This window comes from Pedobacter paludisoli (assembly GCF_052344095.1).
Taxonomy (GTDB): Bacteria; Bacteroidota; Bacteroidia; order Sphingobacteriales; family Sphingobacteriaceae; genus Pedobacter.
Map to the genome: position 1 here is coordinate 1,530,402 of NZ_CP179926.1, position 12,823 is coordinate 1,543,224.

General features: G+C 40.7%; 9 protein-coding genes. All 9 read right to left on the reverse strand.

Annotation, left to right across the window (positions count from 1 at the left end; translation table 11 throughout):
* Positions 1-12 precede the first annotated feature (12 nt).
* The 9 genes from ACJVDK_RS06055 to ACJVDK_RS06095 all read right to left on the reverse strand — a co-directional run bounded on the left by ACJVDK_RS06055 (position 13) and on the right by ACJVDK_RS06095 (position 12,820).
* A complete protein-coding gene (locus ACJVDK_RS06055; RefSeq protein WP_443939387.1) occupies positions 13-1,032 on the reverse strand; it encodes a zinc-binding alcohol dehydrogenase family protein in 1,020 nt (339 codons plus the stop codon).
* Positions 1,033-1,035: 3 nt separating this feature from the next.
* Positions 1,036-1,824, reverse strand: a complete 789-nt coding sequence (locus ACJVDK_RS06060; protein ID WP_443939388.1) for an SDR family oxidoreductase — start codon at positions 1,822-1,824, stop codon at positions 1,036-1,038.
* 8 nt (positions 1,825-1,832) lie between these two features.
* Positions 1,833-4,064 (reverse strand): DUF5703 domain-containing protein, encoded by a 2,232-nt coding sequence (locus ACJVDK_RS06065; RefSeq protein WP_443939389.1) that lies wholly within the window; start codon positions 4,062-4,064, stop codon positions 1,833-1,835.
* Positions 4,065-4,124: 60 nt separating this feature from the next.
* Positions 4,125-5,564 carry a sialate O-acetylesterase gene (locus ACJVDK_RS06070; RefSeq protein WP_443939390.1) on the reverse strand — a complete coding sequence of 480 codons (1,440 nt, stop codon included), beginning with the start codon at positions 5,562-5,564 and terminating at the stop codon, positions 4,125-4,127.
* A gap of 13 nt (positions 5,565-5,577) precedes the next feature.
* A complete protein-coding gene (locus ACJVDK_RS06075) occupies positions 5,578-6,009 on the reverse strand; it encodes a hypothetical protein (RefSeq protein ID WP_443939391.1) in 432 nt (143 codons plus the stop codon).
* Between the two features lie 28 nt (positions 6,010-6,037).
* Positions 6,038-7,615 (reverse strand): glycoside hydrolase family 127 protein, encoded by a 1,578-nt coding sequence (locus ACJVDK_RS06080; RefSeq protein ID WP_443939392.1) that lies wholly within the window; start codon positions 7,613-7,615, stop codon positions 6,038-6,040.
* A complete protein-coding gene (locus tag ACJVDK_RS06085) occupies positions 7,616-11,023 on the reverse strand; it encodes a glycosyl hydrolase (protein ID WP_443939393.1) in 3,408 nt (1,135 codons plus the stop codon).
* 6 nt (positions 11,024-11,029) lie between these two features.
* Positions 11,030-12,310 carry an L-fucose:H+ symporter permease gene (gene fucP / locus ACJVDK_RS06090; RefSeq protein WP_443939394.1) on the reverse strand — a complete coding sequence of 427 codons (1,281 nt, stop codon included), beginning with the start codon at positions 12,308-12,310 and terminating at the stop codon, positions 11,030-11,032.
* Positions 12,311-12,379: 69 nt separating this feature from the next.
* Positions 12,380-12,820, reverse strand: coding sequence for a MaoC/PaaZ C-terminal domain-containing protein (locus ACJVDK_RS06095; RefSeq protein WP_443939395.1), 441 nt, complete (start codon positions 12,818-12,820; stop codon positions 12,380-12,382).
* Positions 12,821-12,823 lie beyond the last annotated feature (3 nt).

Below are 12,823 nucleotides of genomic sequence, written 5' to 3' on the forward strand. Positions count from 1 at the left end.
TATCCAAAAATATTAGTCTTCTATAGAAACCATAGCTTTAATGACACCATTTTTAGGATCGAGCCAAGACGCAAAATTATCTTTTACCTCCTCGAAAGTTACTTGGTGGGTAATGTACGTTGCTGGTTGAACCAATCCTTTTTTCATCGAAGAGATTACGTGTTCAAAGTCTTCGGCAGTTGCGTTTCGGCTACTCATTAAAGTAGCTTCTCTTTTGTGAAATTCAGGGTGACTAAAGCTTATTTCTCCTTTTTGCAAACCAATTAACACAAATCTTGCACCGTGTGCCATGTATTGAAAAGCATTGTTTATTGCCTTTTGATTTCCAGTAGCATCAATGACAACGGTTGGGAAATCGCCATTGGTTATAGCGCTTAATTGTTCTTTAACATCCGATGATAAAGCATCAATCGTGTGCTCCACTCCTAGCTTTTCTCTACAAAAATTCAATCGGTCTTGGTTGATGTCCAATGCAATTACTTTTGCTCCGGCAATTCTGGCAAACTCCATGGTTCCTAAACCAATTGGACCTGCCCCAATAACGAGTACAAACTCGCCCGGAGCAACACCTGCTCTTCGTACACCGTGTGCACCAATGGCTAAGGGTTCAACCAAAGCCAATTCATCGTAACTAAGTCCTTCTCCATGCAACAACATGCTGCTCGGAACCGAAAGATATTCAACCATGCCTCCATCCACGTGCACTCCACATACTTGCATGTTGACACAACAATTGGGCTTTTCCATTCTACAGGCAATACATTCACCGCAATTAAAATACGGAATGAATGTTACGGCCTCGCCGATTTTAAAATCCCTTGCCCCGTCAATCTCTACCAATTCGCCCGCCAGTTCATGGCCTAAAATACGCGGATAATTGAAAAAGGGCTGTGTTCCTTCATAGGCATGCAAATCGGTCCCACAAATACCGATTCGTTTAATTTTAATAATGGCTTGTCCTTCTTTCAACGCTGGCTTTTCTGCCTGGGCGTAATCGAATTGACCAGGAGTAGTACAAACTAAGGTTTTCATGATTTATGCGTTTGCTAAGGCTCTGTCTAAATGCACATATCCTCCATCAACGTGAATAATTTGTCCGGTGGTATGGCTTGATTTGCTCGACACTAAAAATGCCGTCATATTCGCTATTTCTTCAGCAGTAGTCATTCTATTTTCCAATGGAATTTTGCTGGTAATTTCTTTCAATTTAGCTTCCGCATCAGGTAAGGTTTCTAGCCAGGTTTCATAGGCTGGGGTCCAACATTCGGCCACTACTACTGCATTTACACGAATACCATATTTCAATAATTCAACCGCCCATTCGCGGGTTAATGCATTTCTTCCGCCGTTTGCTGCTGCATAGGCAGATGTGTTTCCTTGTCCTGTTTCAGCAGTTTTTGAAGTAATGTTTACAATTGCTCCTTTGCTTTTCTTTAATTCAGGCAAGGCATGATGTGCCATTAAATAATAGTGCACCACATTTTTATGCAATGAGGCCATAAAATCGGCATAGTTTCCATTTTCCAAACCAACACCATCGTTTACACCTGCATTGTTTACCAAACCATCAATTCGACCAAATTGTGCTACAATTTCTTTAATGACATTTTCACAATCTTCTGGTTTTGATAATTCGGCCACAAACTGGGCTGCTCTTCCACCGGTAGCAACTATTTCGTCTACCACCAATTGGTTATCTGTGGCTTTTCTACCAACAATTACTGCAATGGCATTTTCCTTCGCGAAAACTTCCGCAATACCTTTTCCAATTCCTTTAGCTGCGCCTGTAATTACAACAACTTTATCCGTTAATTCTAAGTTCATTTGGTTATTTATTTTTTTAGCATGTTGACGATATCTGCTGCTCTTGATTGTGGCAGAACCGTTAAATTTTCTATTTTACCATCTTTTAAAGTCACTTCTACCGTGGTTTTAAAAGGAGCATGTAATTTAAAATGAATATTCCATTCTTTTGGCCAAGATGGGAATAAAAATATTTTTTTTCCATCACACTGTATTAACATTTCTTGCAAACCAATCATTCCGGAGCCTCCCCAGTTAAAATCTGGTGTCCAATCAAAACCCGGGCCCCAAAAAGCAGAAAATCTTCTTCCCGAGTTTTTCAACTTTAATTCCGTAAGTTGCTTCGCTTCTGCTGTTAATCCCAAACGAGCAGCAAAAATATTATCTTGTTTCCAACCTACGTGACTTCTAAACTTTAACACATCGGCATCGTATTTAAAGGTATTGATTGCCGTATCCAATCCGGCTTTGCCAACTCCATACATCCCCCATGGAAAAACCGGATACAATTGAGGGCTTTCGGTATTGTTAATACGCTCCCAACTTTTTGCTGGAGAAATGGTTACACGATTTTCAAACGTTCTGAAATTGATTGGCGGGATACTGGCTAATAGTTTTTCCCATTTTGTTTTGGAGGAATCTTGCAGCGATGGAGAAGCCAGCAAAGCGCCTAAAACCGTCTTTAATCCGGCAATGGTAGAGCTGGCATTATAGGCCATTTTATAGGTTTCGGCTGCAGAACCCGGATACAAAACCAAGTGACCGTTCATATCCAATCCTTTACTACCTCTTTGCTTTGCCAAATACGTATAATGTTCTTTAAAAAATGTAAGGCAGCTTTCAATTAAAGGCAGGTATTCTTTAGCCGATGTTCCAGTGTATCTTTCGCGTTCTAAAATCATCATGCAGAATTCTAAAACCGTATCCCATTCATATTCCAACCAAGCATTGTATTCAAGTCCTATATTGTACCCTTGCGGTCGTTTCCAACCATATTCGGCCGGATTAGGTAAACCAAAATTTTCTATTTGCTCTGTAAAACTAGCGCCTGAATGGCCCCAAGCTTGTTGGGTACGGATTTCGGCATTCTTTAACAGGCGCAAATAAAAATCAAATTGTGGTTTCATGGCATCAAAATCGCCACTTTTGAGCATCGGCCAATACACCAACCGTTGGTTCTGTGCCGTGTGGGTTCCTCCACCCCAATTCCGAAAATCGGGTGTATAAGCCAATGTTGAATTGGTGAGTTCGGGGTCAAAGGTAAACAAAGCCCCGTTAAATTTTGTCGGCCAAGCCCCATACGCATTGCAACCCAGCATATACCGAAAAAGCTGGTAATTCCTTGCCACTTGCTGTGCCAAGGTATCGGGCGATTGTATAGCAATAAAACTTCTATTCCAATAGCTATGCCACCAATTCACAGTCCTTTCAAAAGCTTTTGCCGATTCCTTTGCGGTTCTTTTTGCCTGCTGAATTAAATCACTTTTCCACTGCGCTGCTGATGGATTTTGCTGCGTTAAAAATGTAAGCACAACTTTCTGCCTTTGCGTTGGCTTTACCGTTTTAAATTTCCAAGCTTGGTAAGGCGTACTCAAATACTTGCCAGAACTTACGCCAGTAAATACCAAATTATCGCCTTGCAACAAACCTCCAAAAATTAAATGGTTCAGCGGGTTATAGAGTTGCTGTTTTACATCCGCTAAACCTTGTTGCTTCGTAGTAACATCAAAAACCGTTTGCGCTTTATTCTGATGATAAAACACCAGTGCACTCTCATGCACCGCAATACTATCTTTAAACGTCTTTATCTGCCCTTGTGGCGCCCATTTGTACGAATTTTGATTATTCTCAGAACCTTTGGTTACACGGTCTTCTGTCCGCCAACTTTGGTATTCTACATCTGCCTGAATCTTTTTATCGGCATTAATTTCGAGTGTTAAAACCGGCTTAAAAACATCAACCCAAAGCTTGATGCTAGCGGCTACTTCCTTGGTTTTTCCTGAAATTTGGATGTAGCCATCTTTCACAACCAAACGCTGGGTAAAATTTGCAGATAAAGGGTTCGGAAATAATTTAATCTTTAATCGTCCTAATTTTAATAGCGAATTGTTTTCATCAAACGTGCCGCTACGTGCCAAATAAACGTAAATAGCATCTTTTTCTACCCACACATTGGTTCCGATATCTCCCCCTCCGAGCGGCATCGATTCTGCTGAATTTTTGCTTTGACTCGTCCACACAAAATCCTGTGCGTTAGCCATATGAAAACAAACGCAAAACGTTGTCAATAGAAAAAGTACGATGCAATGAAACCGTTTCATTTATTCCTCCCAATTATCGGTACGAAACGAAGATACAGGTAAACCATCGTTTCCAAACAAATCGCCTACTACAAAATCTTTAAATGCATAGCGAACAGCTACCGGATTAGCTACTTGGTCGGCATAAACCACTACGGTACTTCCACTAATGTTTGCCTTGGCGGGATAAAATTTCTTATCAGCACCTGCTATTTCAAACTGATTCAATGGAGCACCAAAAGATGTTAGACCATTCGGTAAATTTTGAAATTTAATGGTTACTTTGTTTTTATCAACCACCATCGAATCGTACAATGGACTGGCATATCCGAAACCTTTCATTCCGTATGTTTTTGCCAAAGCCAAATAGGCCAATCGTGTTCCTCCTTGCTTTTTATTGGCTGGATGGATACAATTTTCTTCGCCTATATCTAGTAAAACAGCCATTCCACTATTTGGTATTTTTGCAACTGATTTTCGTTGTGCATCGCGTAGGAAAGCAGAGTTGAATTTACCCCCTTTGTGATACGGCGGTAACTGTGCATACTTATAAGGCGCTATTTGGGCAAAGTAAAACGGGAATTCACCAGCATCCCAGGCTTTGCGCCAGTTAGAAACCATTGCGGGAAATAAATCTTCGTAACGGTCTGAGCGATCGTAGTTTGATTCGCCCTGATACCAAATGGCTCCTTTTATTCCATAACCAATTATGGGGAATAACATGCCGTTGTATAAGGTGGAAGGTGTCCGGCTTACTTCTTTAATGGTATCTCCTTTGGATGGTATTTTCACCTCGGGAAAAGGTTTTAAATCTTCTGGTGACATCCAGGCTTCTATGGATGAGCCTCCGTAACTGTCATTAATTAAACCAACGGGTATGTGCAACAATTCGCTTAGCATCGACCCAAAATAATAGGCTGTTGCACTAAAATTAGCTACCGATTCTGGCTCTGCTAGCTTCCATAGTGAAGGCTTACTGTTCTCTTGTCGCTCAAGTACCGATGAACGCGGCACGGTATACAGGCGCAAATTACTATTGGTCGATTTTAGAATCGCCTCATTAGACCCCAATATTGGCTGACTTTTGAAACCTTTCATCGGCATTTCCATGTTCGATTGTCCACCACAAAACCATACTTCACCAATCAAGATATCGCTTAAAATTAATTTATCCCCATCGTTGAGTTCAATTTCATAGGGTCCGCCTGCGGTAGGTGTTTCTACTTTCGCTTTCCATTTACCGTTCGCATCGGCATTAACTGTATAGCTTTTTTTATTCCAAGAGGTGATGATTTTAACTTTAGACGAAGCCTTTGCCCATCCCCAAATCGCCACGTTACTTTGCTGCTGCAAAACCATGTGGTCGGTAAATAGCGATGCAGGCTTTACAGTTGCTCCTGCAGATAAAACACTTACAGTGAGCAAAAAACTTAATTTAAAACTATTGAATCTCTTTCTCATATTCTTGACAAAATTATCTGCTCAATGGTAACCATACCGACATTTCGGAATGACCGCGGTTGCCCCAAGCAAAATAAGGTATTAACTTAATTTCAGCTACAGTGCTTTTATCCTCAACCGGACGATATAAAACCTTGCTCCAATTGTTTGGTGATTCGAGCTTTGCCTTGCCCACTAAACTCATCATATTGGTTCCGGAGATGGTAATCGCTTTCGCCTCGAAGGTGGTATTAACCGGAACAAATGCATTAAAAATACTTTTCCCTGGTAAATCGATCGATTCTAAACAATATACGATTGGACCGCGTTTAACGGCTATTTGATTTCTGTTTTCTTCAACCAATGGGTTGGCTTCTATCAAGGTAGCTTCCATTGGTAAATTCAATTCTACCTGGTCTCCTTTTTTCCAAACCCGATTCAATTCCGCGTATGTACCCGGCTCCATCGTTATGGTTTGCTTTTTTCCGTTGATGCTAATCTCCGCATTTTTGGTTACATCCTGGAATTCGAAAGAACAATGAAAAAGCCTTCGTTCCTGTTTGTTTTAGGGTAATTTTAATCTTTCCATTCCAAGGATAATCGGTATCCTGACTTAATGCAACAGGAGTACCATCACTTAAATTTGTACTTAAGTTATTTCCACCATATAAATTGAACCATAACCCTTTATCAGAAATACTATACAGGTAATCATTTACTTCGGAAAGCGTACGCACCACATTTGGAGGACAACAATTAGACAATGCAATGTACGGAACACGGTCTTTTGACCAGCGTTGTTTGAAAGGCAAATCATCGCTTTGCGCCAAAGGATTCGTGTATAAAAATTTGGTTCCATCCAAGCTAATTCCTGAAAGCACACTGTTGTGCAAGGCCAATTCCATTACATCGGCATACTTTGCATTTCCGGTAATTTGAAGCATTCTCCAGTTCCAAAGCATGTTGCCTATATTGGCACAGGTTTCGTTGTGCGCGGTAAAATTAGGTAATTGAAAATCGCGTCCGAAGGCCTGGTGAATTTTCTTAACATCAACCGGATTGTAAGAAGTTCCATCTGGCGATACGCCATCGTAAAGTGAGCCGCAACCTCCGGTGATATACATTTTATGCTGATTCACGTCATCCCACATCAAATTAAGCGTGTTTAACAAGGAATCATTCCCAGTTTCGGCATATAAATCGGCCACGCCAGCATACAGGTAATTGGCACGAACGGCGTGCCCCATGGCTTTCGTTTGTTTTAAAAATGGTATACGGTCTTGATTATCATCCGTTCCATCGTCTATTTTACCTTTGATGGCAATTAAATGCTTGGCTAGCTCTAAATAACGTGGGTCTTTGGTTGTGCGGTACATTTCAATTACACCCATATAGTGCGAAGGACAAATTGCATTGCGCGCCAGTGTTGGCGAAGCCGATTTATAAAAATTATACAGATAATCGGTTGCTTTCTTTGCGATATTTAACAAATTGGTTTTTCCCGTGGCACGATAATGTACACAAGCCGCGGTCATTAAATGGCCAATGTTGTACGCTTCGAAACTTAAGCGATCTTGAAACTGATTGTTTGCCCCTGTTTTACGCTGCTCAATCATCGCTTTTGTATAAATATAACCATCTGCACGTTGCGACTTACCGATGACTACAATGGCTGCATCCATCAGGTTGTTCAGTTTTTCATTTTTAGTAGCCGCGTATAAACTGGCTACTGCTTCGAGCGTTTTATAATAATCGCCATCGTGAAAAGAAGGTCCCGAATGGCTCCCTGTATCTAAGCCCGCAGCAATTTCAAAATTTTTAAAGGCATGGCTAATTTTAGGATCATTGTATATCGCCCACATGTTGGGCACCATGGTTTCAGTTGCTACTTTAAATCGATCTGCCCAGAAGCCTTTTGTCCACGTTACATCGCTCATGTTGATGCTGTGCAGTTTTACAAATGCACTATTTGCTGTATTAACCAAAGCTTTGTCTTGTGCATGGCCCTGCGGCATAACACCTAGAGTGCCCCACAGGAATAAGCACCCAATTCGTTGAAATACTTTCATCATTTAATTTTCTTCTTGTTGAATACGAACAGGCCCAAGCAATCCGCTAGCATACAATGGTTTATCGGCTAATCGGAATGGAGCAGTTGTATTGGTAATTCTTTTGTTTTCAGGTAATTTACTATCACCAATTAAACGATTACCCCAGGTATTCACCAGTTCAATTTCAATTTTATTTTTGCCTTTTTTGAGGGCTTTACTGATATCTAAACGGTAAGGAGGTGTCCATAAAATACCGCATGATTGGCCGTTAATTCTCACTTCAGCCATACTTGAAAACGCTCCTAAATCAATCCAAACACGCTCCGGATTTTGGCTAAAAATGAAATCCTTACTATAAAAGGCCGTTCCAGAATAATAGTTGATATTGGTATCGGGGTATTTACTCCAATCGATTAATTCTTTAAAAACAACGGGATTTTCGGGGCCTCCCAAGCTAGCATCAAACTTAACTTCCCAATTGAATGAAATATCTTCCAAGTTCTTAAAACGCTTTACATTCGACCCTGCGGCCTGCTTTTCTTGATTAGTCGCTTTTTCGAACAACACAAAAATAGATTGATTGGCAGCCAAACAATAACTGAAAATGGTTCTATTTCCTTGTTGTTTCCATTCTTTCAAGGAAATATTCGTGTTGCTAACAGCATCGTATAGTACCGGAATTTTTCCTGCTACGCGGAATGAAAACTCAAGTATTCTTTCTTTATCTTCTTGATTGGAAATAAAATAAATATCTTTTTGTGCCGTTTGGCGATGCGTGTAGGCGAGCTTTTTCGCGTAATCCTCAGAAGTATGATTCGCTTTTTCCTGTACATACAGATCTCTTTCTAGACCCAATTCGGTAAAATCTGCACCATAAAACGGTGCTTTAAACACCTTTCCCTTACCCATTTTCTTTACCTGAATCTGCTGTCCATTTTGCAAAACGGACTCAAACTTACCGCCCCAAATGGCACTTATTACATCGTTAAATTCTTTATCATTAACCTGCTTTAAACCAGCTTGATAAATTGGTCTATCTGCTACAATTACTTTAGCTCCTAAAATAATCAATTCATGCAGCTTTTTCACCGTTTCATAGCGCACATATTGGTCATTTGGATTTAACAAAAGTTTCCCCGTAAAAACCAAAACGCTATAGCTTGCGCCACTTGCAAACACTACTTTTCCATTTTTTACAGTAGCGGTACTGAAAGCATCGGGATTAAAACTATCGTATGCGTACCCCCTTAATGGATTCACCCAATTTTCGGGATCGGCCATGTTAGCAGAATGCGTAACCCCTGCTGGAAGTTGACGCGTAGGCTGTCCTTCGTTTTTAAGTCGAATTTCTTCTGCTTTCTGTACGTCTTCTCCAAAAACGCCCGGTAATGTACTAACCAATCTATCGGGCAACACCGAACGACGTGGCAATTCTTCTCCGGTAAAAACAGCTACATCCACTACTGGTTTCCCTTGCTGAAGCAATTCTTGAGATCGCGTAGCGTAATCTACCCAAGCTTTTCCAAGTTTCCACCAGGTTTGATCGCGTTGAAAATAAATCCCAACTCCATCCAAGGTCATTCCGGGTTTGCGGTTTAACCAAGGATTATGCGTAAAAACATGATAGGTTAATTTATTGATTCCTAATGCGTAATTACGGTCTTGTAAAGCTTTCAGATTCATTGGACTTTCGTTCCAATCCATGCGAACCGTGGTAAAGGCTTCGGCTAAAATGGTATTTTTACCGTAGATATGCGCACCTGAAATGGCGTCGAACATATCGTTGGGTTTATCGTGCGTGGGGCTGTTGTTCCAAAATTCGCCCATGGGTACATCTACCGTTTTGTAATGCAATAATCCATCGCTCATCATGGTAGGTGCCACACTTTCTGCCGTAAAGGTCAGGCCTTTTTCTTTAGCCATGGCCGCAACTGTTTTATAAAACGCATCTACTACCAACTCTGAAATAGTCTGTCTAACATCATACAGGAAGTTTTCCGATACTTTTACGCTTTGCACAGGCAATCCAGTCATAATGGGTAAATAAGGCGTTAAATCGTATCCTCTGCGTTTTTGAAACTCTTGTTTAAAAACAGAAGACCAATTTTGACTACCACATTCCCAACTATCCACATGAAAAACGCTCAATACACCTGGACTAAAATCAGAACCTGCATGTTTGAGTGCTTCGCCATACCAACTGTTAAACTGCAATTTGATCGCCTCAGGGTTAAATTTATCGCACTCCAAACCACTTCCCTTCCCACCCGTTGCATTGGTATGCCCCGTGCTTGTGTGGCCTACGCGTAAAATAGTCCAATTTCCTGCCGGCACTTTCCAATCGAGCGTGCCATCGGCTTTTAACTTACTTGTGAGGTTGATAATTTTTGCCAAAGGAACACATGCATCATCTGCTATTTGCTGTTCGGTTGTACGTTTACTAACGCGCCAAACAGAGCCGTTTTTCCCTTCATACTGATGAATTTGTGCTGCTGAAAAAAGCTCGATGTTTCGAACTTTTAAACTGGGTTTCCATTTGGCTGCATCTAAATCTTCCGAACCGGCTTCTGAACCTGTTTTATCGAACACGAAGCGAAAATATTTTGCTGTAGTAGGGACAATAGAGTTGGTAAAATCTTCATCAGTATCTTGCCATCCGTGTCGTGGCGGCTCTAAGCGACCAATCGAACGGAAATTTTTACCATCGTTGCTGACCTGAATTTCTAAACGCTCCGCTTGATAATTGTTCCCGCTCGTGCGGATTGTAACCGTTCTACAGGTAAAAGGTGCTGCAAAGGCATACTGAATGTAACAGGGCTCAGAAGAGCCGAAATTTTGTTTGTTATCAGGCTTTATCAGTCCGCTTGCATCTACGCCGTTGCTCGTGGTCACAACTGGAATGGTATTTCGCGTAGAAGAATTTGCCCCTATTTGACTTGGGTAGGCATAGACGGCAATATCTTCATAATAATTCTCCTTACTTTCGGGTTTAGGAAGGACAATATTTTTAACTGTACTTGTAACGTTTATTTTAGTAGACACAAGTTTTTGCATCGACATGGCTGGGGTAATCCACGGCCCACCGGCCAAAGCAAAGCCATCGCTTACGTGCATTCCTATTTTTAACTGAAGACGCTGTGCTTCGCGGAGCGAAAACTCGAACATTTCCCACCAACGGGGCGATAATTGTTCCGCTACAGGCGTATAAATGGGTGGTGTTGAAGCTCCTTTGATGGGCATTAAATACGCGCCACCAATCCCATTCGCCTTCATGGCTTCTAAATCAGCCGTAATACCTTCTTTTGAAACACCCGCCTGCATCCAGTACCAAAACACCCAAGGCTTTGCATTTTCTGATTGACCAAATGAATACGTATTTGTAAAAATTAGCAAACAAAACAGGAGCGCCTTGGGTGATTTTAGTAACATGATTTTTTATTTTTTGGCTATCTTATACCCTGATAAGGCAAAGAATAGAATAATTAAATAGCAAATTAAAGGTATGGCATAACCAATTTGAACGTTATCGTTATTTGCATCGATTAAAGCACCCATTGTTAAAGGAACTAATGAACCTCCGATAATCGACATTACTAACCAAGAAGAACCTGGTTTAGTATCATCCCCAATTCCTTCAATACCTAAAGCAAAGATTGTTGGAAACATTATCGACATAAAAAAGCCTAAACCTAAAAGTGCATAAACAACACTTGTTCCCTCTCCGTAAATGGCCACTAATGATAACACAGCAGAAACTACTGCATAAATGGCTAATAAACGCGGTGGAGTAATAAATTGCAACAATCCAGTACCTGCAAAACGACCAAGCGTAAACACAATACCATAAGCAAACAAGTATTTACCGGCAGTTACCTCATCAAATCCTGCACCTTGTTGTGCTGCGCGGATAAATAAACTGGTTACACATACTTGCGCCCCTACGTAAAAGAATTGTGCTACAATAGCCCATCTTAAGTGTTTGTGACGCAATGCACCGAAAAAGCTTCCTTTTGCTTCGCCATCCACACTTTTGGTTTTAATTTCAGGGAATTTGATAAAGCAGAAAATAACAGCAATCACCACTAGAATTGTTCCTAAGATGATATAAGGCATTTTTACGGAAGAAGCTTCTGCCAAACGAGCTGCTTCGGTCATATTGGCCAACTCTTCATTGGTATACGATTTACCTGATAAAATGTAACGTGTACCTACAAAACCTGCTACCGCTGCTGCTAAACCATTAAAAGAGGCCGCTAAGTTTAAACGACTTGATGCTTTTGCTGGATCTCCCAAAACAGCTGCATAGGGATTTGCAGAGGTTTCTAACGTAGCTAATCCACAGCCAATGATAAACAAAGCAATTAAAAAAGTGGTATAGGATAGATTATTGGCCGCAGGTACAAATAAAAATGCGCCCACAGCAAATACCACTAAACCCAAAATCATGGTCGATTTATAGCCTAATTTTTTTAATAAATATCCTGCTGGGATAGCCATTACAAAATAGGCAAAGAAAATAGAGGTATCAATTAACATCGACTCTACATTACTCAAATTAAATGCTTTACGTAAATGCGGAATCAAGCTCGAATCGAGGTTATGTGCCATCCCCCATAGGAAGAAGAGACTGATAACAAAAATGAAGGGCAATAAGTACTTTTTCGATGAAGATGAATCTCCTTCTGTAACTAACTCAGGTTGTGAATTCGGGTTCATATTTGGTTGTAGTTTGTTTAATTAAGCCCCTAATATCGTATTTAGGTTTTAATTGTAACTGTAACATTTCTATTTTTTCTTCACAATCAACAGATGGTCGCAAACTAAAACCACCTCACCATGCTGGTTCAAAATTTCAACGTGCTCGGTAACCGTCCCATATTCAGGCTTTTTTGCATCGGCCTTTTCAGAAATGGTAATTTCTGAGTGAATGGTATCGCCTATGAAAACGGGCTTTACAAAACGTAGCTTATCGTAGCCTTTACTCATAGCCTCTGGATTAATTTCTGAAGCTGTTAAACCAATTCCGATGCTAAAAATCATTGTTCCGTGCGCAATACGTTGCTTAAAGGGCTGTGTTTTGCACCATTCGGCATCCATATGATGCGGGAAAAAATCGCCTGTATGCCCTGCGTGCACCACAAAATCGGTTTCTGTAATGGTTCTACCCAAGGTTACACGTTTGCTATTTAACGCATAGTCTTCAAAAAATATTGATCTGAAATACATATT